The organism is Poseidonocella sp. HB161398 (genome assembly GCF_005870025.1).
Lineage (GTDB): Bacteria > Pseudomonadota > Alphaproteobacteria > Rhodobacterales > Rhodobacteraceae > Mangrovicoccus.
Genome location: NZ_VATA01000007.1, coordinates 38,904 through 62,410, shown reverse-complemented (window position 1 = coordinate 62,410; position 23,507 = coordinate 38,904). Strand labels below are relative to the sequence as shown.

Below are 23,507 nucleotides of genomic sequence, written 5' to 3'. Positions count from 1 at the left end.
GCGATGTCGCTTTTCGGACCGGGAATGCCGCTCCTGCGACACCGGTGTATTGAGATTATCTCATCTAATCTGACATGAGATTTTTGGGAATTGTCAACCATGCCGCGCGATGGCTTCGTCCCGCCAGACCAGCTCCCGACCAGGAACGCCCGCCATGACCCAGACCGAAGCCACGCTCTCCGACCTGCTGCTCCAGCACAAGCCGGGCCACTCGCTGGCCCAGCCCTTCTATGCCGCGCCCGAGATCTACCAGCACGACCTGGAGACGATCTGGTACCGCGAGTGGCTCTTCGCCCTGCCCGCCTGCCAGCTGGAGAAATCCGGCAGCTACCAGCGGCTGAAGATCGGCGCCTATGACGTCATCGTCATCCGCGACGCCAAGGGCAATATCCGCGCCTTCCACAACACCTGCCGCCACCGCGGCTCGATCATCTGCCGCGGCGCGCAGGGCCGGGTCGCCAAGCTGACCTGCCCCTACCACCAGTGGACCTACGACCTGGACGGCAAGCTGCTCTGGGCGCGCGACATGACCGGCGATTTCGATCCGTCCCAGCACGGGCTGAAGATGGTGCACTGCCGCCAGGTCTCCGGGCTGGTCTATATCTGCCTGGCCGACGAGGCGCCCGATTTCGACGCCTTCGCCGAGACCGTCACCCCCTATCTGGGCGTGCATGACCTGTCGAACGCGAAGGTCGCGCACCAGTCCTCGATCATCGAGAACGGCAACTGGAAGCTGGTCTGGGAGAACAACCGCGAGTGCTACCACTGCGCGGGCAACCACCCCGACCTGTGCCGCACCTATCCCGAAGATCCCTCGATCACCGGCGTGTCGCCCGACGGCACCTTCCCCGAGAAGGTGGAGAACCACTTCAACCGCCTCGAGGCCGCAGGCGCGCCCTCGCGCTTCAAGATGGCCGATGGCGGCCAGTACCGCGTCGCGCGCATGCCGCTTCTCGACGGGGCCGAGAGCTACACGGTCAGCGGCAAGATCGCCGTGCAGAAGCGCCTGGGCCAGGTGCCCTTCCTCGATGCCGGCACGCTCCTGCTGTTCCACTACCCGACGACCTGGAACCACTTCCTCTCCGACCACTCGATCACCTTCCGCGTGCTGCCGATCAGCCCGACCGAGTCGCAGGTGACGACCTGGTGGCTGGTCAACAAGGACGCGGTCGAGGGCACGGATTACGACCTGGAGAACCTCACCAAGGTGTGGATCAACACCAATGACGAGGACCGCCGCGTCGTCGAGGAGAACCAGCAGGGGATCAACACCCCCGCCTACCAGCCCGGACCCTATTCGCCGACCCACGAGGACGGCGTGATGCAGTTCGTCGACTGGTACCTCTCGCGCCTGCGCGCCGCGCAGGCCCCCGCCACCATCGCCGCGGAGTAAGTCCAGACAATGGCAAAGAAAGATGCAGCAGCCGCCGGTCCCTGGACCGACGAGGAGGAAATCGAATGCGTCTCGGTGCTGCCCGAGTCGCCGGATGTGGTGACGGTCTGCTTCCAGGCGCCGTCGGGACGGCCCTTCGCCTTCGAGGCGGGTCAGTTCATCACGCTGGAGCTGCCGGTTCCGGGCGGGCCGCTCTACCGCACCTACACGATCTCCTCGCCGCCCTCGCGGCCCCTGTCGCTGACGATCACCATCAAGGCGCAGCCGGGCTCGATCGGCACGCGCTGGATCATCGACAACATGCGTCCCGGCATGATGCTGAAGGCGACCGGCCCGGCCGGGCGCTTCACCTCCGCCGCGCATCCGGCGAAAAAGCACCTCTTCATCTCCGCGGGCTCCGGCATCACCCCGATGATGTCGATGACCGGCGAGATCTACGACCGCGGCCGCAACTGCGACATCGTCTTCGTCAACTGCGCCCGGCGCCCCTCGGAGATCATCTTCAAGCGGCGGCTCGAGCACATGGCCACCCGGATCGAAGGGCTGGAGCTGAAATGGGTCGTCGAAGAGCATGACCCGTTCCAGCCCTGGACCGGCTTCCAGGGCCGCTTCAACCAGCTGATGCTGGGCCTGATGGCGCCCGACTACCTGGAGCGCGAAGTGTTCTGCTGCGGGCCCGAGCCCTTCATGCAGGCCGTGCGCGAGGCGCTGGCGGGTCTCGGCTTCGACATGGAGCACTACCACCAGGAGAGCTTCCAGGCGCCGCAGAGCACGGTTGCCGGGCTGATCGAGGCGCCGACGCCGGAAGACGAGCGGCCCGAAGAGGACCAGATGGCGGAGATCACCTTCGACATCTCGGGCGTCACCCAGTCGGTGCCCCAGACCGAGACGGTACTGGCCGCGGCGCGCGCCGCCGGGCTGAACATCCCCTCGGGCTGCACCTTCGGCGTCTGCGGCACCTGCAAGGTGATGAAGACCGAGGGCCATGTCCACATGGTCCATAACGGCGGCATCACCGAGGAGGAGATCGAGGAAGGCTACATCCTCGCCTGCTGCTCGCATCCGATGGGCAAGGTCACGGTGGAAATCTGATCCCTCCCGGGTGCCGTCCAGGGACCGGAGGGCACCCGCTGCAGGGTGACTGACATTAAAGTGACCTATGGTCAGCCGCGCCACCGGGAGCACCGGGCGCGGCTGTTCCCTTTCCGGCTGCCTCCGCGCGGCAGCAAGCGGCGGCGTCCGGGGCCCGGGACGGTTGCAGAACCGGACCGGCGGACCTGCAGAACAGCGTGCCACACGACCGTCGGCGCTTCTTTCCGGCCCGTCCGGCCGGCTCGCCGTGATGGCTGCGGGACGGGGCTGACAGGTGCCGCGCGATGGACGCGGGCCAGCTTCCGGTCCTTCCGCGCCATGTCCGGGACCTGCACTTCCCCCCGCAGGCATGCCGGTTCTCCTGCCAACCGGGAAAGACATGGTGCGCCCTCCTCCGAGCGGCACCAGAAGCACGCCTCTGCCGGGGACAACCGGACCGGGCCTCCGGCCCTTTCCATGGACGGCAGCGCGGGCGCGGCCTCCTCCGTTTTCAGCGCACAGCCATCACCCGGACGGAAAGAACCCGGCGCTGCGGAGGGCGGCGCCGGGCGGGAGGTGTCAGGCTGCGGCGCGCGCGGCGCTCAGCATTCGGGCAGGTTGACCGCGATGCCGCCCTGCGAGGTTTCCTTGTACTTCTCGCTCATGTCGCGGCCGGTCTCGAGCATCACCCGGACGCAGTTGTCGAGCGGCATGAAATGCTCGCCGTCGCCCCTGAGCGCCAGCGACGCCGCGGAGACCGCCTTGATCGCGCCGAGCGCGTTGCGTTCGATGCAGGGCACCTGGACCAGCCCCGCGGCCGGATCGCAGGTCATGCCGAGATGGTGCTCGAGCGCGATCTCCGCGGCATTCTCGATTTGCTCGTTGCTGCCGCCGAGCGCCGCGCAGAGCCCGGCCGCGGCCATGGCGGCGGCGGAGCCCACCTCGCCCTGGCAGCCGACCTCGGCGCCGGAGATCGAGGCATTGTGCTTGATCAGCCCGCCGATCGCCGCGGCCACCAGGATGTAGTCGCGCAGCCCCTCGCGGGTGGCGCCGACGCAATGGTCGAGATAGTAGCGCCCGACCGCCGGGATCACGCCGGCCGCGCCATTCGTCGGCGCGGTGACGACCTTGCCGCCGGCCGCGTTCTCCTCGTTCACCGCCATGGCATAGACCGACATCCAGTCATTCGCCTGATGCGGCTGCGCCAGGTTGAGCCCGCGTTCGCCCTCGAGCTTGGCGTGGATGCCCTTGGCGCGGCGCCGCACCTTCAGCCCGCCCGGCAGGATCCCCTCCTGGGTCAGGCCGCGCTCGATGCAGGCATCCATCGCGTCCCAGATCCGGTCGATCTCGGCGTCGAGCCCCTGCCCTAGCGTCACCGTCTCGTTGGCGCGCTTCATCTGGGCGATGCTCCGGCCCGAGCGGCGGCCCATCTCCAGCATCTCGGCAGCGGAGCCGAAGGGATGCGGGAAGGCATGGGCGGCCTTCTCCTCGTGCAGATCCTGCGGGCCCGCCTGCTGCTGGGCCAGCTCGGCCTCGGTCAGCACGAAGCCGCCGCCGACCGAGTAGTAGACCTGCCGGTGCCAGGGATTGCCCAGCCGGTCGAAAGCCTCGAGCACCAGGCCGTTGGCATGCCCCGGCAGCGCCGGGCCGTAGTCGAAGACCAGGTCCGTTCCGGGATCGAAGGCCAGAGGCGGCAGGCCCTCGGCGCGGATCTCGCGCGCTTCGCGGATCGCCGCCTCGATGCCCTCGGCCGCGTCGGGGTCCAGCGTCTCGGGACGGCAGCCCGCCAGCCCGAGGATGACGGCCCGGTCGGTGGCATGCCCCTTGCCGGTGAAGGCAAGGGAGCCGTAGAGCGTGGCTTTCAGCGCGTGGAGCTCGCCCGAGCCGGGGATCTTCTCCACCCCGCCGCGGAGATCGTCGAGGAACCGCGCGGCGGCCACCATCGGCCCCATCGTATGCGACGAGGAGGGGCCGATGCCGATCTTGAAGATGTCGAAGACCGAGAGGAACAAGGCTCAGCCGCCGTAGATCGGGAAGGCGGCGCAGAGCGCCTCGACCTCGGCGCGGACCGCGGCCTCGACCTCCGGGCTGCCCTCGGGATTGTCGGAGAGCGCGTCGATCACCTTGAGGATCAGCGAGCCGATCTGCTCGAACTCGGCCTCGCCGAAGCCGCGGGTGGTCCCGGCGGAGGTGCCCAGCCGGATGCCCGAGGTGACGAAGGGCTTTTCCGGGTCGTTCGGGATCGCGTTCTTGTTGCAGGTCAGGCCCGCCCGCTCCAGCGCGATCTCGGCGGCCTTTCCGGTGACGCTCTTCGGCTGCAGGTCGACCAGCACCATGTGGCTGTCGGTGCCGCCCGAGACGATGCCGAGCCCGCCGACGCGCAGCACGTCGGCCAGCGCGCGGGCATTCTCGATCACCTGGCCTGCATACTCCGCGAAGGAGGGCTGCAGCGCCTCGCCGAAGGCCACGGCCTTGGCGGCGATCACGTGCATCAGCGGCCCGCCCTGGTTCCCCGGGAAGACGGCGGAGTTGATCTTCTTGGCCAGCGCCTCGTCATTGGTCAGGATCACGCCGCCGCGCGGACCGCGCAGGGTCTTGTGCGTGGTCGAGGTGGTGACATGGGCGTGCGGCACCGGGTTGGGGTACTTGCCGCCCGCGATCAGCCCCGCATAGTGGGCCATGTCGACCATCAGATAGGCGCCGACCTCGTCCGCGATCTTGCGGAAGCCGGCGAAGTCGATGACCCGCGGATAGGCCGAGGCGCCCGCGACGATCAGCTTGGGCTTCGTTTCCAGCGCCTTCTCGCGCACCTTCTCCATGTCGATCAGGTGGGTGACCGGGTCGACCTCGTAGGAGACCACGTCGAACCACTTGCCCGACATGGTCACGGGCGAGCCGTGGGTCAGGTGGCCGCCATGGGCGAGCGACATGCCCATGATCCGGTCGCCGGGCTGCAGCAGCCCGAGGAACACCGCCTGGTTGGCCTGCGCGCCGGAATGCGGCTGGACGTTGGCGAAACCGGCGCCAAAGAGCTCCTTGAGCCGGTCGATGGCGATCGCCTCGACCTTGTCGACATACTCGCAGCCGCCATAGTAGCGCTTGCCGGGATAGCCCTCGGCATACTTGTTGGTCAGCACCGAGCCCTGGGCCGCCATCACATCGGCAGAGACGATGTTTTCCGAGGCGATCAGCTCGATCTGGGTCTTCTGGCGCTGGAGCTCTTCGGCCACAGCTTCTGCAATCGCGGAATCGGAGATCGCCGCGGCGGGAAGTTGGTCGTACATGTCGGACTCCGTAGGGGTCAGAGGGTCTCGGCGGCCAGTTCCCGGCAACCGGTTTCAAGTAGGCCCAGCAGATGCGGGGCGAAGCTGTGCCACATGTCGATGCGGAACTTGCTCTCGGCATCGCGCCACAGGATCACCGTCTGCCCGTCGAAGAACGTGCGGCGGCCCTCGCCTGCGGCGACGGTCTCGGGGTCCCGGGCCAGGCCCAGGGTCAGCAGATCGACAGCGCGCGGCCCGTCGATGGCGACGGTGGTCTCGCGCCCCGAGATGTCGACGAGGCTGTGGGGATGCGCTTCGTAGGCGGCGGCCCCGGCGGCCTCGACCGCGGCGACGTTCTCCGGCGCGGTCAAGAGCACCCATTCGTCCGGGCCGAGGCAGAGCGCCTCGATCCCGTTGGCCTGGGCGCGGCTGCCGATCTTGGCCGGCAGGGTCACCCCCAGCGCCGTTTCCAGCGCCGAGAGGTCGCCGCGGGCGCGCAGCGACAGGCGGCCCGGCGCTGCGGTGACAGTGACCCGGGCGGCGGCAGTGTCTGCCAGCGTGCCGGGGGTCAGGATATTGGCATGTGCAGTCATCGGTCTTGCCTCCGGCTCAGATCTTCAGCTTGGCGTTCTCGGGATCGTAGAACACGGTCCCGGTGATCGTGGCGGCGATGGTGCGGTCGGGCATCGGGATGTGGACGGTCTGCCCCATCCGGTCATGCCCGCCCTCGACCAGCGCCAGCGCGATCGGCTTGCCGGTGGTGCCGGTGTCGTAGGAGGACGTCACGTGGCCGACCATGGTCATCGGCACCGGCTGGGCCGGGTCGAAGACGATCTGCGCGCCCTCTTCCAGCTTGGAGCCGTCCTCGGTCAGGAGCCCGACGAGCTGCTTGCGGCCCTCGGCCACCAGGTCCGGACGCGCCAGGCCGCGCTTGCCGACGAAGTCGGGCTTGGCCTTGCCGATCGCCCAGCCCATCCCGCAGTCCTGCGGCGTGACCGTGCCGTCCGTGTCCTGGCCGACGATGATGAAGCCCTTCTCGGCGCGCAGCACGTGCATGGTCTCGGTGCCGTAGGCGGTGATGCCGTATTGCCGGCCCGCCTCCCACAGCGTCTCCCAGAGCTTGCGGCCCATCGGAGCGGGGACGTTGACCTCGAAGCCAATCTCGCCGGTGAAGCTGACGCGGAAGAGGCGCGCGGGCATGCCCGCCACGGTGCATTCCACGCAGGACATGTGCGGGAAGGCCTCCTCGGTCAGCTCCACGCCCTCGACCAGCGGCGCCAGCAGCTTGGCGGCATCCGGGCCGTTCAGCGCGACGGTCGACCACTGCTCGGTCGTCGAGGTCAGCCAGACATCCAGGTCGGGCCATTCGGTCTGCAGGTAGTCCTCCATCATCGCCAGCACGCGCGGCGCGCCGCCGGTGGTGGTGGTGACGTGGAAGCGGTCCTGGCCGAGCCGGCCGATCACGCCGTCGTCGCGGATATAGCCGTCATCGCCCAGCAGCAGCCCGTAGCGGCAGCGGCCGATGCCGAGCTTGGTCCAGGGGTTGGTGTACATGCGGTTCATGAACTCGACCGCATCCGGGCCCACGACCTCGATCTTGCCCAGCGTGGAGGCGTCGAAGATGCCGACCGAGCCGCGGGTCGCGGCGCATTCGCGCGCCACGGCCTGGTCCATGCTCTCGCCCGCCTTCGGGAAGTACCAGGCGCGGCGCCACTGGCTGACCGGCTCGAAGACCGCGCCGTTTTCCGCGGCCCAGCTATCGATATGGGTCTTGCGCAGCGCCTCGAAATGGCCGCCGCGGTGATAGCCCGCGAAGGCGCCGAAGGTGGTGGGCGTGTAGGGCGGGCGGAAGGTCGTCAGGCCGACCTGCGGCTGCTTGCGCCCCAGCGCGTCGGCGGCAATGTTCAGGCCGTTGATGTTCGACATCTTGCCCTGGTCGGTCGCCATGCCGTTGGTGGTGTAGCGCTTGACGTGCTCGATCGACTTCATGCCCTCGCGCACGGCCAGGCGCAGGTCCTTGGCGGTCACGTCGTTCTGGTAGTCGACGAAGGCCTTGGCCTTGCCCGGAGACAGGTCGGTCGGCAGCTCCTTGTGGGTCGCGCCGGTGCCGGTGCGGTCGTTCTTGACGGCCGGAACTCCTGCCACGGCCGACTGGCCGAGCGCGGCGGCGACCTCCTGGCCCTTCTCGGCCCCGTCCGCAAGCGCGGCGGCGATGCCCCAGAGGCCGCGGCCCGCGCCCGCGATCACGCAGTCCTCCGGCGTGTAGGCCGGCAGGAAGGTGGTGCGGTCGTCGTCCCAGGCCAGCTTGCCCTGGGTATGCGAGAAGAGATGCAGCGACGGCGTCCAGCCGCCCGACATCAGAAGCGCGTCGCAGGCGATTTCCTCGGCGGCGCCGACCTGGCCCGACTGCATCGGGTTCACGCGGACGGATTTCACCCGCAGCCGGCCCTTGGTGCCGGTCGCCGTATAGCCCTTGAGCACGCGGATGCCGCGCGACTTGGCGCCCTCGACGAGCTCCGCGCGGATGTCGCCGCGGGTGTCGACGATGGCCTGCACCTTGGCCCCCGCATCGGCGAGGTCGAAGGCGGCGTACCAGGCGCTGTCATGCGAGGTGACGACGGCCGGGCGCTTGCCGACGAGGACGCCGTAGCGGTTCAGGTAGGTCTGGGCGGAGCCCGCCAGCATCACGCCGGGACGGTCGTTGCCGTGGAAGACCAGCGGCTTTTCAAGCGCGCCCTGGGCAAGCACGACCTGCTTGGCGCGGACGCGCCACAGGCGTTCGCGCGGGGTGTTCTCGGGCAGGGTCTCCAGATGGTCGGTCAGCTTCTCGACCAGGCCGATCAGGTTCTGGTGGTAGTAGGCGATCGCCGTGGTGCGGGTCATGATCTTGACGCCCGCGGCCTTCAGCGCGGCCAGCTCGGCCGCCAGCCAGTCCCAGGCCGGCTTGCCGTCGATCACGGCCTGCGGCTCGGACAGCAGCGCGCCGCCGGCTTCGGGGTTCTCGTCGACCAGGACGACCTTCAGCCCCTCGACGGCCGCCGCGCGGGCGGCAGCCAGCCCGGCCGGGCCGGCGCCGACGACCAGCACGTCGCAATGCGCGTTGCGCGAGGCATAGGTGTCCGGATCCTCCTCGGTCGGGCTGACGCCCAGGCCCGCGGCGGCACGGATGAAGGGCTCGTAGACCTTGTCCCAGAAGCTGCGCGGCCACATGAAGGTCTTGTAGTAGAACCCGGCCGAGAACAGCATGTAGGCGGCGTCATTGACCGCGCCGATGTCGAATTTCAGGCTCGGGTACTTGTTCTGGGAATTGGTGGTCAGCCCCTCCCAGATCTCCTGAACGGTGGCGCGGGTGTTCGGCTCGAACCGGCCCTCGCCGCGGCGGGTGCCGATCAGCGCGTTGGGCTCTTCGGAGCCGGCCGCAACCGGGCCGCGCGGGCGGTGGTACTTGAACGACCGGCCCATCAGGTGGACGCCGTTGGCGAGCAGCGCGGAGGCCACGGTATCGCCCTTGGCGCCCTTGAAGCGCTTGCCGTCGAAGGTGAAGCTCACCGCGCGCGAGGTGTCGACGCGGCCTTTGCCGGGAACGCGGTACTGGCTCATTTGCCGTTCTCCGTCAGGGTTTCCAGCGCGGGACGCGGAGCGCCCGCCTCGTAGGTGGTGAGGAACTTGTCGGTGATCGTGTTGCGCACCGCGTTGAAGAACCGGCCGCAGCCATGGGCATGGCGCCAGCGCTCGTAATGGTTGCCCTTCACGTTCTCGCGCAGGAACAGGAAGGCTTCCCACTCCTCGTCGGACACGGCCGAGGGGTTTTCCGGGCGGGCGATATGCGCCTCGCCGGCATAGGTGAACTCGACCTCGGGCAGGGTCTCGTCGCAATAGGGGCAGTGGATCAGCAGCATGTCGTAGTCCTCAGTGCGCGACGGCGGCGGCGGCGGCTTCGTCGATCAGGCGGCCGGTGCGGAAGCGATCGAGCGTGAAGGGGGCGTTGATCGGGTGCGGCTCGTCCTTGGCGATGGTGTAGGCGAAGACATGCGCCGAGCCCGGCGTCGCCTTGAACCCGCCAGTGCCCCAGCCGCAGTTGACATAGAGGTTCTGGACCGGGGTCTTGCCGATGATCGGCGAGCGGTCCGGGGTGTTGTCGGTGATCCCGCCCCATTTGCGCAGCATGCGCATGCGGTTGAAGATCGGGAAGACCTCGGAGATCGCCGCGATCGTGTGCTCGATCAGCGGCAGGCCGCCGCGCTGCGAGTAGGACACGTACTGGTCCGTGCCCGAACCGATCACCAGCTCGCCCTTGTCGGACTGCGAGCAGTAGGCATGGACAGCGTTCGACATCACGACGCAGGGGAAGATCGGCTTGACCGGCTCGGAGACCAGCGCCTGCAGCGGCATGGACTCCAGCGGCAGCCGGACGCCCGCGGTCGCCATGACCATGCTGTTGTGCCCCGAGGCCGAGACCGCGACCTTCTTGGCCTTGATGAAGCCCTTGGCGGTGTCGACGCCCGCGACCGAGCCGTCGGGATTGCGGCGGATCGCGTTGACCGCGCAGTTCTGGATGATGTCGACGCCGCGCTCTGCCGCGCCGCGGGCATAGCCCCAGGCCACCGCGTCATGGCGCGCGGTGCCCGCACGTTCCTGCAGCGCGCCGCCCATCACCGGATAGCGCGCATCCTTGGCGATGTTGATCGGCGGGCAGTATTCCTTGCACTCCTCCGGCGTGAGCCAGCGGTTGTCGACGCCGTTCAGGCGGTTGGCGTGGATGTGCCGCTTGAAGCTCTGCACGTCATGCACGTTATGCGCCAGCATCAGGCAGCCGCGGTTCGAGTACATGACGTTGTAGTTCAGCTCCTGGCTGAGCCCCTGCCACAGGTCGACGGAATGGTCGAAGAGCCGCGCGCTCTCGTCATAGAGGTAGTTCGAGCGGATGATCGTGGTGTTGCGGCCGGTATTGCCGCCACCGAGCCAGCCCTTGTCGATCACCGCGATATTGGTGATGCCGTGTTCCTTGGCCAGGTAGTAGGCCGCGCCCAGACCGTGCCCGCCGGCGCCGACGATGACCACGTCGTACTCGGCCTTGGGCTGCGATTCAGGCCATTGCTCGGTCCAGGCCTTGTGGCCGCCGAGGGCGTTCTTCACCAGGTTGAATGCGTTGAAGCGCGTCATGTCGGGGTAGCCTTCTACGGAGGAGTAGACGGAGAATAGTTCCCGGTGCAAAGATGCGATTGGAGGAAAACGACAGCGGGAAAGCAGAATCGCGTCATGGCCATGCCGATTGCCCCATCCAGGAAGCGCCTGCGTGTCGCGTTTCTTCTTGCCGACCGCTTCACGCTCTCGGCTTTCGCGAATTTCGTCGACGTGCTGCGGCTGGCCGCGGACGAGGCGGACCAGTCGCGGCCGATTCTATGCGACTGGTCGGTGCTGTCGGACACGATGGAGAATGTCCGCTCCAGCTGCGGCGTGCGGGTGGAGCCCGACCGGCGACTGCGCGACGCGGGCGAGTTCGACTACATCGTCGTGGTCGGCGGCATCATGGGCGACCGCGCGGCGCTGTCGCAGCCAATGCTGGCCTTCCTCAAGGCGCGCGCCGCCGCGGGCGTGCCGATTGCCGGGCTCTGCACCGGGGTCTTCATCCTGCAGGAGGCCGGGCTGCTCGCGGGCTACCGCTGCTGCGTCAGCTGGTTCCACCACCAGGATTTCCTGGAGCGCTTCGAGTCCGAGCGCCCGGTCTCGGACCAGATCTTCGTCATCGACCGCGACCGGCTGACCTGTTCGGGCGGGCATGGCGCGGCGCATCTGGCCGCCTTCCTCGTGCAGCGCCATGTCGGCCAGTCGGCGGCGATCAAGAGCCTGAACATCATGATGATCGACGAGGCGCTGGAGGGCGAGCGGCCGCAGCCGGGCCAGCAGCTCAGCCGCCGCGCCAGCGACCCGCTGGTGCGCCGCGCGGTCCTGCGGATGCAGCAGCATATCGAGATGCCGCTGCCGGTGGGCGAGATCGCCGCCGCGCTCGGCGTGGCGCGGCGCACGCTGGAGCGCCGCTTCCTCGCCGATCTGCGGCAGACGCCGCTGAAGGTCTATCTCGATCTGAGGCTCGAGCGCGCGCTGGTCCGGCTGCGCGAGACCGAGGCGACCGTGGCGGATATCGCGCTCTCCTGCGGGTTCTGCGACGCCTCGCACCTGACGCGGACGCTGCGCGCCGAACGCGGCATCACCCCGGCCGAATACCGCCGCGCCCGCGCCGCGCCGGATGAGGACGCGATGGCCGTGGGGGTGATGCTGCCGCCGCGCGACTGAGCCGGTAAGAACCTTAGGTTCGCCTTGCAAGCCATTGTGAACGCTATATAATGATGCCGACTCCCAGGCAGAGGAAAGGACCCTCCCCATGGCCGATTTCCGCGATGTCCTGCCGCTCGAGGCGCTGCGCCCGGGCCTGGTCACGCCCGCGCGCATCGACGGGCAGGTGATCGCCCTGGCGCTGGTCGACGGCCAGCCGCGCGCCTTCCAGAGTCTCTGCCCGCATGACAAGGCCTCGCTTCAGGGCGGCAAGGTCGAGGGCTGCGAGCTGCACTGCCCCCGCCATTTCGCCCGCTTCGACCTGTCGACCGGCAAGGTCTCGGCCGGGTGGCGGGTCGACGACCTGAGGCTCTACCCGGCGCGGATCGCCGGGGACCGTGTCGAGGTGGACGCCGACGCCGTCCGGCAGAACCCGCCGGACGGCGCGAAGAAGGTCTGGGACTTCACCTGAGCCCGCGAGCCCAGGCGCAGGATCAGGCCCAGAGTCAGGCGAGAACCGGATCGGGGATCAGCGGCGAGTCCGCCTCGAAGCTCTCGCCGTTCTTCAGGCACATCACCGGGCGGACCAGCTTGTCGGTCACCACCTCGACGCCGGAATTGTCGAAGAGCTTGAAGCGGCCGTCAAGGATCTCCAGCACCGAGATATCCGCCGCGCGCCCGACCTGCAGCGAGCCCAGCTCGTCGGACTTGCCCAGGACGCTGGCCGGGTTCTCGGTGACGGTCGCCACCACGTCGTTCAGCGACATGCCCAGCGTCATCAGCTCGGTCATCGCGACGGTCAGGTTGAAGGGCGCGGCGCCGAAGAACGGGTTCGACTCGCGCACGTCCTTCTGCAGCCCCTCGGGCGGCACGGTGACGTTGAAGCCGTGCATGTCGGCGCCCAGCGTGAAGGGCTTGATGCCGCTGTCCAGCACCTTCTTCGCCACTTCGAAGCTGAAATGCGAGCCATGGCCGACATCGACGCGCACGCCGCGGGCGATCGCCTCGAAGACGATCGGATGGACTTCGCCCTCTTCGGAGACGAAGCCGCCGGGATGGCGGGTGAACGGGTGGGCAAGCATGTCGCCCTCTTCCATGATCGGCACCAGCTCGCGGATCAGCTCGTCGGGATCGGGCACCGGGCCTTCCTCCAGCGAGGGCCAGAGCTGGCCGAGATGGATGTAGAGCGGCAGGCCCAGCTCCTTCGAGATCTGCTTGCCGATCTTGATGACCTCCATGCCCCAGCGCGACTGGCCGCCGATCTCGGCATGGGCCTTCACGCCGCGGACGATGTCGAGATTCTCCTTGCCGACCCGCACCGTATGCTCGGCATTGACGCCGTGGGGGCCGTAGAGATCGGGATACATGTGGCCTTCGAGCCCGCCCACGAGATAGGCGGAGATGAAGCAGTAGAGCTTGGTCTTCGAGCTCTGGTCGAGATAGTGCTTGAACCCGCCCAGCGTCATGCAGGAGGGCCCGCCCTGGTCGATGATCGTGGTCACGCCCGAGCGCACGCCGACCATGTCGGGGTTCAGCCCGAACTTGCCGGTGACATGCTGGTAGACATGGCCATGGGTGTCGATCATCCCGGCGGTGACGATCTTGCCCGCCGCGTCGATCACCTCGGCCCCGTCCGCCGCGATATCCGCGCCGATCGCCGCGATCTTGCCGTCCGCGACAGCCACATCGAAGATCCCGTCCCGTCCGGTCGCCGTGTCGATCACCCGGCCGCCCTTGAGAACCGTATCGTATCCCTGTTTCATCTATATACCTCTTATTGCACGGAAACCACGGCAGGAACGCTTACGGGACAGGCAGCAAGAGCCTGACTGCAATGTCAATTCATGCGTTTCCGCGGCATCTTCTTGAATTCATCAGTAGACTGACTATCCTGCCATTTCAAGACAGGAAAGCTTATCACTCCGACAAGGACCGCTTATGGACGCGACCGTCATCAACGACCCCGAAACGCTGGAGGGGCTGGCCGCCGCCTTTGCCCGCTACGAGCGCGCGCTGACCGGCAACCTGCTGGAGGAGATGGACGATCTCTTCTGGCACGACAGCCTGACGGTGCGGCTGGGCGCGGGCGAGAATCTCTACGGCATCGAGGCGATCCGCGCCTTCCGCGCGGCGCGGCCCTCCAAGGGGCTCGACCGCAGCCTGCAGAACACCGTGCTGACCACCTTCGGCACGGAATTCGGCACCGCCTGCACCGAATTCACCCGCGAGGGCAGCCCGCGGACCGGGCGGCAGACCCAGTCCTGGGTGCGCTTCCCCGAGGGCTGGAAGATCGTCGCCGCCCATGTCTCGCTGATGGAGGGCTGAAAAATGACGATCTGGGACGGAATCGCGCCGCGCCTGACCGGCTGCCTGCCGCTTGCAGAGGCGCGGCCCGAACTGCCCGCGCGGGCGCTGCTTCATGCCGGGCCGGGCTATGCCAGTCCGGCGAACTGTCCGGTGCCGGTGCGGAACGCCGCCATTGCCGCGATCCTCGCCGAGGGCTGGGCAGAGACGCCCGACGCCGCGGCGGCGATGCTGGCAGAGGGGCGGATCCCGGTCCTGCCGGCGCAGGATCACGGGGTGGTCACGCCGCTGGCCTGCGTGGTCTCGCCCGCGATGCCGGTGCTGCGCGCCGAGGCCGGGGAGGCCGTCGCGCTGTCGCCGGTGAATGACGGCCCGCTGCCGGGCGCGCTGCGCTTCGGCGCAGCGGAGCCGGCGGCGCAGGCGGCGCGGATCGCCGAGATGCAGGCGCTGGCTGCACCGCTCGACCGGGCGCTTTCGGGCGGGATCGCGCTCTTGCCGCTGATGGCGGAGGCGCTCGGCGCGGGGGACGACCTGCATGGCTCGGTCGCTGCGATGACGGCGCTTCTGGCGGACCGGCTGGGGCTCGGGGGCGCGGCCGGGGACTATGCCCGGACGCCGCTTTTCGCGCTGAACCCGGTGATGGCGGCGGCGGCGGCGATGCTTTCGGCCGCGGCGGCCGCCAATCCGGTGCCGATGGTGATCGCGGCCGGGGGCAATGGCGTCGAGTTCGGCTGGAAGACCTCGGAGGATCCGTCCCGCTGGCACCGCGCCCCTGCCCTGCCCCCGGTCGGGCCGCGGATGGATGGCGGCGCGGCGGAGGTGCTGCCGGCGATCGGCGACAGCGCGGTGATCGACGCGCTCGGGCTGGGCGGTCCGGTTCTGCGCCATGCTCCGGCTCTGGCCGGGGCGCTGGCGCCCTTCCACCCGGCGGAGCGCTTCGCCCCGTCCGAGGCCTTCTTCGCCGCCCATCCCGATCTGCCGGAGGACATCCTTCTCGGCCTGCCGGCGGCCGCGACCGCCGCCCATCCCGGCATCATGCTGGCGATGCTGGGCGCGGGCGGCGAAGGGCTTGTCGGGCGCGGGCTCGCCCCCTGGCCCGCGGAGCCGGCCGCGGCGTGACCCGGGGGGCTGCGTCAGGAGGCGCGCAGCTTCTCCGGCTCGAAATGCGGGATCGCCGAGACCAGCTTCTGCGTATAGGCGTCCTGCGGCGCATGCAGCACCTGCTCGGCGGTGCCGGTCTCGACGATCCGGCCGCGGTTCATCACGATGACCCGCTCGCAGAGCAGCCGCACCACGTTCAGGTCGTGGCTGACGAAGATATAGCTCATCCCCAGCTCGCGCCGCAGCCGGTCGAGTAGCTGCAGCACCACCGCCTGCACCGAGACGTCGAGCGCCGAGGTCGGCTCGTCGAGGATCAGGAGCAGCGGGTCGGTGGCGATGGCGCGCGCGATGCCGACCCGCGCCTTCTGCCCGCCGGAAAGCTGATGGGGATAGCGCGTCAGGAGGTTCGCGGGCAGCCCGGCCATCTCGGCCAGCTCGGCGACCTTGCGCGCGATCTCGCCGCCGTCGCGCATCCCCGAGATGCGGCGCAGGGGCTGGGCGATGGCCTCGGCCGCCGACCAGCGCGGATCGAGGCTGTCATGCGCGTCCTGGAAGACCATCTGGATGCGGCCGCGTTCGGGCATGCGGGCGAAGCGGGCGGAAGGGTGCTGGACGATGTCCTGCCCGTCGAAGACGACCGAGCCGCTGGTCGCGTCCTGCAGCCGCGCGATGATCGAGGAGGTGGTGGACTTGCCGCAGCCCGACTCGCCCACCAGCCCGAGGCTCTCGCCGCGCATCATCTGGAAGCCGATCCCGTCGACCGCGCGGAAGGGCGCGGGCTTCTTCGCGAAAAGCCCGCCGCCGCGGCGCGGGAATTCCTTGACCAGGTCGACCACTTCCAGAAGCCGCTCCGGCCCCGGCGCGCGCTTCTTCGGCGGGGCGATCGAGGGCGGCGCCTCGGGCAGCCCGCCGGTCAGGTCCGCCAGCTCCGAGCGCGGCCCCGGCGAGGCGGCGATCAGCTTCCTTGTATAGGGGTGCTGGGGATTGGTGAAGAGCTGGGCGACTGGCGCGCGCTCCACCACATGGCCCTTCTCCATCACCACGATCCGGTCGCAATACGCGGCGGCCATGCCGAGGTCATGGGTGATCAGCACCACCGACATGCCGCGTTCGCGGGTCAGCTCCCGCACCAGATCCATCGTCGCCTTCTGCGTGGTCACGTCGAGCCCGGTGGTCGGCTCGTCGGCGATCAGCAGCCGCGGCGAGCAGGCCAGCGCCAGGGCGATCATCACCCGCTGGCACATGCCCCCCGACAGCTCGTAGGGATAGGCGGCGTAGCGTTCCTCGGGGTCGTTGATCTTCACCTGGCGCAGCAGGTCGATCGCCTTGGCCTTCGCATCCGTCCGCCCGGCCAGCCCGTGGCGCTTCAGCACGTCGCCGATCTGCTGGCCGACGGTCATGATCGGGTTCAGCGCGGCGCGCGGGTTCTGGAAGATCATCGAGATCTCGCGGCCGCGCAGCTCCCGCTCGCGTCCCTTGACCGGCTTGCCGTCATATTCGACGCCGCCATGGGTGACGCGCCCGGCCTGGTCGAGAAGCCCGATCACGGTATAGGCGCTGACCGACTTGCCCGAGCCGCTTTCCCCGACGACGCCGACCACCTCGCCCGGGGCGACCTCGAAGCTGACTTCGTGCAGGGCCTGGACCTCGCCCTTGCGGGTCCGGAAGGCGATCGACAGGGTCTCGACTTTCAGGAGCGGTGCCATGGCGGGCCTCATGTCCGGCGGGTGGGGTCGACCATGTCGCGCAGGCCGTCCCCCATCAGGTTGAAGCAGAAGACGGCGAGCATCAGCGCCGCGCCGGGGAAGAGCGCGAGCCACCATTCGCCCGAGACGATGTAGCTGGCGCCCTCGGCGACCATGATGCCCCATTCGGCGGCGGGCGGGCGGACGCCGAGCCCGATGAAGCTGAGCCCGGCCGCGTTCAGGATCGCCCATCCGAGGTTCAGCGAGATCTGCACCATCATCGGCGGCAGCACGTTGGGGAAAAGCTGGGTGGCGAGGATCCGCAGATCCGAGGCGCCCGAGAGCCGCGCCGCCTGGACGAAGCCCGCATTGCGGCGCACCGCGACCTCGGCCCGGGCGACGCGGATGTAGAAGGGCAGGTTGATGACCGCGGTGGCGTAGATCACGTTCTGCACGGTATTGCCCATGGTCGCGACCACGCCCATGGCCAGCACGAAAAGCGGGAAGGCCATGATCGTGTCGGAGAAGCGCCCGACGATCCGGTCGGTCCAGCCGCCGCGGAAGCCCGCGAGGCAGCCGAGCGCCGAGCCGATGGCGAAGGACAGCGCCACCGCCGAGAAGGCGATGCCCAGATCCAGCCGCGCGGCGACGATCACGCGCGAGAGGACGTCGCGGCCCAGATGGTCGGTGCCGAAGGGATGCGCCAGCGTCGGCGGCTGCAGCGCATTGACCGCGCGGGTGGCCAGCGGGTCATAGGGCGCGATCCACGGCCCGAAGAGCGCCATCGCCGCCAGGAGCGCGAAGAGGCCGAAGCCGATGACGGTCAGCGGGTTCTCCGAGACCGTGTAGCGGAAGCGGGCAAGTGCGGCCATCTCAGCTCTCCAGCCCGACGCGCGGGTCGATCAGGGTGAGGATCACGTCGATGAAGAGGTTCACGACGACGAAGAGCAGCGCCATGCACAAGACGAAGCCCTGCACCGCGGCATAGTCCGAGGCGACCAGCGCGCCGATCGCGTAGGAGCCGATGCCCGGCCAGGAGAAGACCTTCTCGACCAGCACATTGGCGCCGAGGAGGAAGGAGAAGACCATGCCCAGCGTCGTCAGCACCGGCAGCGCGGCATTGCGGAAGGCATAGACCCAGAGCACCCGGCCGCTGCGCAGCCCGTTGGCGCGGGCGGTGCGGACATAGTCGCCCGAAAGCGCCGAGAGCATCGCCGCGCGGGTCATCCGCGCGATCGGCGCCAGCGCGAAGAGGCCGAGCGTCACGGCGGGCAGCACCATCTGGCGCAGCGCGGCCCAGAAGACCTCCCAGTCGCCGGCCAGCAGCGCGTCGATCGTGTAGAACCCCGTCACCTGCGGCGGCGAGAGATAGAGGAAGTCGAGCCGCCCCAGCGGCGACGGCGCCCAGCCGAGGATGTAGTAGAAGATGTAGATCAGGAAGAGCCCGGTGAAGAAGGTCGGCAGCGACACCCCCGCCGTCACCAGCACCCGGCACAGATGGTCGATCCAGCTGCCCGGCCGCGTCGCCGCCAGCACGCCCAGCGGGATCGCCACGGCCATGGCGAAGAGGAGCCCGGCGAAGGTCAGCTCCAGCGAGGCCGGAAGCCGGGTCGCCAGCTCCTCCAGCACCGGACGGCCGGTCGAGAGCGAGTTTCCGAGATCCCCCTGGACGAGATCCCGGATGTAGAAGAGGAACTGGACCGGAAGCGGATGGTCCAGCCCCAGCTCTGCCCGCACCTGCGCGATGGTGTCGTCATCGGCCATCAGCCCGGCGAAGAACACCGCCGGATCCCCGGGCAGCGCCCGGGTCAGCAGGAAGGTGATGACGATCACGCCGAAGACCGGAGGGATCGCCTGCAGGATCCGGCCGCCGATGCGGGAGAGCTTTTCCATGGGTCAGCCCTTGGACATGTTCGACAGCGCCAGCTGCCGGTGGAACCAGGAGACATAGCCGTCGACTTCGGGCTTCATCGCCGCGTCCAGATAGGGCTGGTAGAGCGGGATGCGCGGCACGTCCTCGAAGGCGATCTCCATCATGCGGGTGATGTTCGGCGCATAGGCCGGATCGTCGGTCTCCATGGTCAGGGTCTCGTCGACCAGCGTGTCCATCTCGGGATTGGTGTAGTTCGACGAGTTGAACAGGTGCCCCTCGATATAGGCCCAGTAGAAGTAGTAGTCGGGATAGTTCAGCCAGCCGCCGAAATTCTCCAGATGCATCGGCAGGCGTTTCTCGACCAGCGCCGCGGTGCGCCAGTTGGCCCCCGGGATCTTGTCGAGCGTGGCGGTGATGCCGATCTTGCCGAGCGCTTCCTGGATCAGCAGCGCGGTCGGCTCCATCCAGTCGGCGAGGCCCAAATTGTAGGACAGCGTGGTCTCGAACCCGTCCTCGAAGCCCGCCTCGGCCATCAGCGCCTTGGCCTTCTCCAGGTCGGTCGCATAGGGGAAGGGCTGCGGCCATTCGATGGTCGAGGGCGACATCTCGGTGCCGCCCCACATCGGCTTGCCGCGGCCATAGGCGCCCGCCGCCAGGATGTCCTCGTAGGGCAGCGCATAGGCGATGGCCTGGCGCACCAGCTTGTTGTCGAAGGGGGCGTATTTGACGTTCAGCCCCAGCACGTGCAGGCAGTTGTCGACCGGCGCGCCCTGGACCTTGGCCTTGCCGCTCTCGCCCAGCTCCTTGGCGTCCTTGGCGGGGACGTCCATGTAGAAATCGACATCGCCGCGCTCCAGCAGCGCCCGGCGGGTCGCGGCGGAGGGCACTTCGCGGACGATGACGCGCTTCAGCGCGGGCAGCTCGCCCAGCTCCCAGTCGTCATTGCGCTCGTAGACGAATTGCTGGCCGGCATCCCAGCGGGTGATCTTGAACGGGCCCGAGCCGGCCGGGTTCTCGTGCAGGTACTCGGTCGCCCAGGGATCGTCCTCGGTCGCGTGCTCCTTGGCGACTTTCGAGTTGATGACCAGCGGCACCGGCACGGCGAGGTCGGGCAGCGCCAGCTTCGAGGGCGCGGGCAGGTCGACGCGGAAGGTGGTCTCGTCCACCGCCACGAACTGCTCGGGCTTCGACATGGAGCCCGCCGACATCTGCACCAGCGGGAAGCCGCCCAGCGTCACCGCGCGGTCGAAGGACCATTTCACGTCCTCGGCCGTGACCGGCGTGCCGTCCCAGAACTTCGCCTTGGGGCTGATCTTGAAGGTGATCGACTTGCCGTCTTCGGACACCTCCCAGCTCTCGGCGATCTCGGGCTCGATCACGGTCGAGTCGTAGGACAGCGTGCCGTCCTCCAGCGTCTTGGTGCCGAAGCGCACGAGCCGGTCGTAGACATTCACCGCCACCTGGTAGGACGGGCGGTTGGTGCCCGAGCGGTGCAGGTCGAGGCTGTTGATCGTGTCGCCGATCACCACCACGAGCGTGTCGGACCCGGCCGCTGCCGAGGCCGGCAGGGCGCGCAGGAAGGGAAGCAGGGCCGCGCCGCCAAGCGCGGCGGAGCCGGTCTTGAAAAAGTCGCGTCGTTTCATCGTCATCTCCATGTCGGTCGTCAGCTGGCCGCTGCCGCGGTCTTGCTTTCATTCTCGAGGAAGGCCCGCCAGCCGCCGAATTGCGATATCTCGGTGGCGGTCTCGGTGGCCGCGGCTTCGCAGAGGAAGCCCAGAACACTGCGGCCATCGGAAATCGTCAGTGTGCCGATGGTCAAGGGGGACGGCACGCCTTTCATGAAATTTCCCATCTGCGATGCGGGAATTGCCCAGAGCTCCACCGCGATGGAATGGCCCTGCTCATTTGCGCCGCAGCGCACGAGTCCCGGCCGCTTGGGCGGGCCGCCCGCGAGGCTGTAGAACCGGTAGGCCGGGGCCGTTTCAGCCGCCTCCAGGAAGCGCCCGCCGCGCGAGGCGATCTCGTGATTGAGCGGCAGGCCGGACATGTGGGCACCGACCGCGGCCAGCACGATCTCGTCCTCCGCCGGTCCCGGCGCGGGGCCCGAAAGCGGCGGCAGCGGCCAGCCCATCGCCCCCGGCGCGCCGGCCAGCCCGGCCTGCAGCACGCGGCCGAGCGAGGCGAGGAGCCCGTCCTTCCCGGCCGCCGCGATCAGCGTGACATTGCCCGGATGGCCGTCGCCGCGTGGCATGACCGGCACCGCCAGCGCCGCCATGTCGAGGAGGTTGACGAAATTCGTGTAGGTCCCCAGCCGCGAATTGGCGGCCACCGGCTCGGCCTCGATCTCGGCGAGCGTGCAGAGCGTCGGGATGGTCGGCACGCAGAGCATGTCGAGCCCGGCCATCATCTCCTCCGCCCGGCGCGCGAGGTCGCGGAACCGGTACTGCGCGCGGAAGGCGTCGGTGGCCGAGAAGCGCTCTGCCTTGCCGACGATCTCCCGGATCACCGGCAGGATCTCGTCGGGGGTCTCGCGCATCATGTCCTCGATCACCGCGTGGCGCTCGGCCACCCAGGGCCCGTCATAGAGCATCACGGCGATGTCGTAGAGCGGGGTGAAATCGAGCGGCCGCAACCGGTGCCCCTGGCCTTCGAGATGCGCCAGCACCGCGTCGAAATTCGCCTCCTGCAGCGCGTCGCCGAAGAATTCCCGCGTCGCCTGGTCCGGCACGCCGATGGCGAGCTGCGGCACCGGGCCGGGCGCGGGCGTGGCGACCGGGCGGGCATAGCTGTCGGCGGCGTCATAGCCTGCGGCGGCGCGGAAGGCGGCATGGGCGTCATCGACGCTCAGCGCGAAGACCGAGACCGTCTCGCAGCTCCGGCAGGCTGGAACGACGCCCGTGGCCGAGAGCGCGCCGAGGGTCGGCTTCAGCCCGACAATGCCGTTCATCGCCGCCGGGACGCGGCCCGACCCGGCCGTGTCGGTGCCCAGCGAGAAGGCGACAAGCCCCTTGCCCACCGCCACGCCGGAGCCGCCCGAGGAGCCCCCCGGCACCAGGTCGGGATTGATCGCATTGACCGGCGCTGGCCCGGTCGTGCGGGTGCCGTTCAGCCCGGTCGCGAACTGGTCGAGGCTGGCCTTGCCCACCGGGATCGCCCCGGCCGCGCGCAGCCTGGCAACGGCAAAGGCGTCGTTTTCAGGGGTATAGGCGAAGGCCGGACAGCCCGCCGTGGTCGGCCAGCCCGCCACGTCGATATTGTCCTTCACCGCGAAGGGAAGCCCGTAGAGCGGCATCGCCACCGGATCGAAGGGCCCGAGCGCCTCGGCCATGGCCACCAGCTCCGCCTCTTCGCCGAGATGCAGGAAGATGCCGGGATCGTCTGCTGCCCGGATGCGGCGCAGGCATTCGCGCATCGCATCGGCCGGCGAAAGACCCGCGGCATAGGCCGCGTGCAGGGTGGAGAAGTAGAAGGGGAGGTCCTGGATCATGCGGTCTGTCCGTTCTGGCTGCCCCCACAGGGAACCACTCGCCTCTGCAACGCGATACTGCTATTTTTGCGCCATCGCGATGCGTTTTTTGCACTGCCACCCGGAGGGGACCATGCGCTTCCAGACCACGCTGAGATATATCGACATGGTGGCGCGCACCGGCTCCATCCGCCGCGCGGCCGACTCGCTGTCGATCACCTCCACCGCGCTCAACCGCCGGATCCTCGCCTTCGAGGAAGAGCTGGGCGCCGATGTCTTCGAGCGGATGTCGACCGGGGTGCGGCTCTCGGCGGCGGGCGAGCTGCTGCTGCAATCGGCGCGCAACCAGCTCGGCGAGATGGAGCGGCTGCGCGCGCAGATCGCCGACCTGAAGGGCGAGCGGCGCGGCCATGTCTCGATCGGCTGCTCGCAGGCGCTGCTGCCCTATTTCTTCCCCGAGCAGATCGCCGCCTACCGCGCGCTGCATCCGCTGGTCACCTTCAATGTGATGCAGCGCGACCGCGCCGCCGCGGAGGAGGCGCTGGCCGATCGCAGCGCCGATCTGGCCGCGGTCTTCGAGCCCGCGCAGCTCACCGATTTCCACGTCCTTCTGGCGGTCGACCAGCCGGTCCATGCGGTGATGGCCGCCGACCATCCGCTGGCCTCCGAGGCAGCGCCGCGGCTGCGCGACTGCCTGCGCTATCCGCTGGTCCTGCCCTCGCGCAGCATCTCGGTGCGCAGCCTGCTCGACAGCGCGGCGCGGCGGGTCTCGGCGCGGATGCAGGTGGTCGCCGAGTCCGACAATTTCGAATTCATGCGCAACCTGACCCTGGCCGAGCCGGTCATCGCCTTCCAGATCCCGATCGGCCTGCCCGGCCCCGCCCGCGGCGACGGCACCGTCAGCCGGCCCGTCGACCGGCGCGACCTGGCCGCCGGGCAGATCTACCTGGGCCATCTGCGCGGGCGCGTGCTGCCGGTCGCGGTGGCGGGCTTCGCGCGGCAGATCCAGCAGGTCCTGGCCGACCGCTACGGCTGAGCCCCGCACAGGGAAAATCGGCCTGTGGACATGCGGCGGAAA

At 68.9% G+C, this 23,507-nt stretch carries 19 protein-coding genes; 7 read left to right on the top strand and 12 right to left on the bottom strand.

The annotated features are described in order from the left end of the window. The first annotated feature begins 154 nt into the window (after positions 1-154). The gene (locus FGX59_RS07845) at positions 155-1,393 is read left to right on the top strand and encodes an aromatic ring-hydroxylating dioxygenase subunit alpha (RefSeq protein WP_138465978.1); all 1,239 of its coding nucleotides are present in this window, start codon (positions 155-157) and stop codon (positions 1,391-1,393) included. A gap of 9 nt (positions 1,394-1,402) precedes the next feature. Then, the gene (locus tag FGX59_RS07840) at positions 1,403-2,485 is read left to right on the top strand and encodes a hybrid-cluster NAD(P)-dependent oxidoreductase (protein WP_138465977.1); all 1,083 of its coding nucleotides are present in this window, start codon (positions 1,403-1,405) and stop codon (positions 2,483-2,485) included. A gap of 581 nt (positions 2,486-3,066) precedes the next feature. Here the strand turns inward: FGX59_RS07840 and FGX59_RS07835 are convergent. From FGX59_RS07835 to FGX59_RS07810, 6 genes are read right to left on the bottom strand one after another with little or no spacing between them, the layout of a single operon-like run. After that, positions 3,067-4,476, bottom strand: a complete 1,410-nt coding sequence (locus FGX59_RS07835; protein WP_138465976.1) for an L-serine ammonia-lyase — start codon at positions 4,474-4,476, stop codon at positions 3,067-3,069. 3 nt (positions 4,477-4,479) lie between these two features. Further along, entirely contained in the window at positions 4,480-5,748 is a 1,269-nt protein-coding gene (gene glyA, locus FGX59_RS07830; protein ID WP_138465975.1) for a serine hydroxymethyltransferase, read from the bottom strand. Positions 5,749-5,765: 17 nt separating this feature from the next. Beyond that, the gene (locus tag FGX59_RS07825; protein ID WP_138465974.1) at positions 5,766-6,320 is read right to left on the bottom strand and encodes a sarcosine oxidase subunit gamma family protein; all 555 of its coding nucleotides are present in this window, start codon (positions 6,318-6,320) and stop codon (positions 5,766-5,768) included. A gap of 16 nt (positions 6,321-6,336) precedes the next feature. After that, positions 6,337-9,327, bottom strand: coding sequence for a sarcosine oxidase subunit alpha (locus tag FGX59_RS07820; protein ID WP_138465973.1), 2,991 nt, complete (start codon positions 9,325-9,327; stop codon positions 6,337-6,339). Further along, a complete protein-coding gene (locus FGX59_RS07815) occupies positions 9,324-9,626 on the bottom strand; it encodes a sarcosine oxidase subunit delta (protein ID WP_138465972.1) in 303 nt (100 codons plus the stop codon). The genes FGX59_RS07820 and FGX59_RS07815 overlap by 4 nt, the downstream gene beginning before the upstream one ends. Before the next feature lie 10 nt (positions 9,627-9,636). Further along, positions 9,637-10,890, bottom strand: a complete 1,254-nt coding sequence (locus FGX59_RS07810; protein ID WP_138465971.1) for a sarcosine oxidase subunit beta family protein — start codon at positions 10,888-10,890, stop codon at positions 9,637-9,639. A 96-nt stretch (positions 10,891-10,986) separates the two neighbouring features. Between FGX59_RS07810 and FGX59_RS07805 the strand changes: the two genes are divergently transcribed. After that, positions 10,987-12,021 (top strand): GlxA family transcriptional regulator, encoded by a 1,035-nt coding sequence (locus FGX59_RS07805; protein ID WP_206078311.1) that lies wholly within the window; start codon positions 10,987-10,989, stop codon positions 12,019-12,021. Positions 12,022-12,109: 88 nt separating this feature from the next. Further along, positions 12,110-12,472 (top strand): Rieske 2Fe-2S domain-containing protein, encoded by a 363-nt coding sequence (locus FGX59_RS07800; protein ID WP_138465970.1) that lies wholly within the window; start codon positions 12,110-12,112, stop codon positions 12,470-12,472. Positions 12,473-12,506: 34 nt separating this feature from the next. On the opposite strand, the gene FGX59_RS07795 is transcribed toward FGX59_RS07800, so the two are convergent. Next, on the bottom strand, positions 12,507-13,763 hold the full coding sequence (locus FGX59_RS07795; RefSeq protein WP_138465969.1) for an amidohydrolase/deacetylase family metallohydrolase: 1,257 nt from the start codon (positions 13,761-13,763) through the stop codon (positions 12,507-12,509). A 175-nt stretch (positions 13,764-13,938) separates the two neighbouring features. Here FGX59_RS07795 and hpxZ point away from each other — a divergent pair, with 175 nt between their 5' ends. Next, positions 13,939-14,325, top strand: a complete 387-nt coding sequence (hpxZ, locus tag FGX59_RS07790; protein WP_138465968.1) for an oxalurate catabolism protein HpxZ — start codon at positions 13,939-13,941, stop codon at positions 14,323-14,325. Positions 14,326-14,328: 3 nt separating this feature from the next. Then, on the top strand, positions 14,329-15,423 hold the full coding sequence (locus tag FGX59_RS07785; RefSeq protein ID WP_138465967.1) for a DUF1116 domain-containing protein: 1,095 nt from the start codon (positions 14,329-14,331) through the stop codon (positions 15,421-15,423). 14 nt (positions 15,424-15,437) lie between these two features. Here FGX59_RS07785 and FGX59_RS07780 read toward each other — a convergent pair whose 3' ends face one another. The 5 genes from FGX59_RS07780 to atzF are packed head-to-tail and all read right to left on the bottom strand — an operon-like array spanning position 15,438 to position 22,450. Further along, positions 15,438-17,111, bottom strand: a complete 1,674-nt coding sequence (locus FGX59_RS07780; RefSeq protein WP_138465966.1) for an ABC transporter ATP-binding protein — start codon at positions 17,109-17,111, stop codon at positions 15,438-15,440. 8 nt (positions 17,112-17,119) lie between these two features. Beyond that, positions 17,120-17,962 carry an ABC transporter permease gene (locus tag FGX59_RS07775; RefSeq protein ID WP_138465965.1) on the bottom strand — a complete coding sequence of 281 codons (843 nt, stop codon included), beginning with the start codon at positions 17,960-17,962 and terminating at the stop codon, positions 17,120-17,122. A 1-nt stretch (position 17,963) separates the two neighbouring features. After that, entirely contained in the window at positions 17,964-18,983 is a 1,020-nt protein-coding gene (locus FGX59_RS07770; protein ID WP_138465964.1) for an ABC transporter permease, read from the bottom strand. Positions 18,984-18,986: 3 nt separating this feature from the next. Next, positions 18,987-20,606 (bottom strand): ABC transporter substrate-binding protein, encoded by a 1,620-nt coding sequence (locus FGX59_RS07765; RefSeq protein WP_138465963.1) that lies wholly within the window; start codon positions 20,604-20,606, stop codon positions 18,987-18,989. 20 nt (positions 20,607-20,626) lie between these two features. Continuing rightward, positions 20,627-22,450, bottom strand: coding sequence for an allophanate hydrolase (gene atzF, locus FGX59_RS07760; RefSeq protein WP_138465962.1), 1,824 nt, complete (start codon positions 22,448-22,450; stop codon positions 20,627-20,629). 112 nt (positions 22,451-22,562) lie between these two features. Between atzF and FGX59_RS07755 the strand changes: the two genes are divergently transcribed. Beyond that, positions 22,563-23,465, top strand: coding sequence for a LysR family transcriptional regulator (locus FGX59_RS07755; protein ID WP_138465961.1), 903 nt, complete (start codon positions 22,563-22,565; stop codon positions 23,463-23,465). Positions 23,466-23,507: the final 42 nt, after the last annotated feature.

Bases quoted from the DNA above. Each gene is read 5' to 3' on its own strand.
- FGX59_RS07845 (WP_138465978.1), top strand. From the start codon at position 155: ATGACCCAGACCGAAGCCACGCTCTCCGACCTGCTGCTCCAGCACAAG.
- FGX59_RS07780 (WP_138465966.1), bottom strand. From the start codon at position 17,111: ATGGCACCGCTCCTGAAAGTCGAGACCCTGTCGATCGCCTTCCGGACC.
- FGX59_RS07785 (WP_138465967.1), top strand. From the start codon at position 14,329: ATGACGATCTGGGACGGAATCGCGCCGCGCCTGACCGGCTGCCTGCCG.
- FGX59_RS07775 (WP_138465965.1), bottom strand. From the start codon at position 17,962: ATGGCCGCACTTGCCCGCTTCCGCTACACGGTCTCGGAGAACCCGCTG.
- FGX59_RS07770 (WP_138465964.1), bottom strand. From the start codon at position 18,983: ATGGAAAAGCTCTCCCGCATCGGCGGCCGGATCCTGCAGGCGATCCCT.
- atzF (WP_138465962.1), bottom strand. From the start codon at position 22,450: ATGATCCAGGACCTCCCCTTCTACTTCTCCACCCTGCACGCGGCCTAT.
- FGX59_RS07800 (WP_138465970.1), top strand. From the start codon at position 12,110: ATGGCCGATTTCCGCGATGTCCTGCCGCTCGAGGCGCTGCGCCCGGGC.
- FGX59_RS07765 (WP_138465963.1), bottom strand. From the start codon at position 20,606: ATGAAACGACGCGACTTTTTCAAGACCGGCTCCGCCGCGCTTGGCGGC.
- FGX59_RS07825 (WP_138465974.1), bottom strand. From the start codon at position 6,320: ATGACTGCACATGCCAATATCCTGACCCCCGGCACGCTGGCAGACACT.
- FGX59_RS07805 (WP_206078311.1), top strand. From the start codon at position 10,987: ATGGCCATGCCGATTGCCCCATCCAGGAAGCGCCTGCGTGTCGCGTTT.
- FGX59_RS07820 (WP_138465973.1), bottom strand. From the start codon at position 9,327: ATGAGCCAGTACCGCGTTCCCGGCAAAGGCCGCGTCGACACCTCGCGC.
- FGX59_RS07810 (WP_138465971.1), bottom strand. From the start codon at position 10,890: ATGACGCGCTTCAACGCATTCAACCTGGTGAAGAACGCCCTCGGCGGC.
- glyA (WP_138465975.1), bottom strand. From the start codon at position 5,748: ATGTACGACCAACTTCCCGCCGCGGCGATCTCCGATTCCGCGATTGCA.
- FGX59_RS07815 (WP_138465972.1), bottom strand. From the start codon at position 9,626: ATGCTGCTGATCCACTGCCCCTATTGCGACGAGACCCTGCCCGAGGTC.
- FGX59_RS07840 (WP_138465977.1), top strand. From the start codon at position 1,403: ATGGCAAAGAAAGATGCAGCAGCCGCCGGTCCCTGGACCGACGAGGAG.
- hpxZ (WP_138465968.1), top strand. From the start codon at position 13,939: ATGGACGCGACCGTCATCAACGACCCCGAAACGCTGGAGGGGCTGGCC.
- FGX59_RS07795 (WP_138465969.1), bottom strand. From the start codon at position 13,763: ATGAAACAGGGATACGATACGGTTCTCAAGGGCGGCCGGGTGATCGAC.
- FGX59_RS07755 (WP_138465961.1), top strand. From the start codon at position 22,563: ATGCGCTTCCAGACCACGCTGAGATATATCGACATGGTGGCGCGCACC.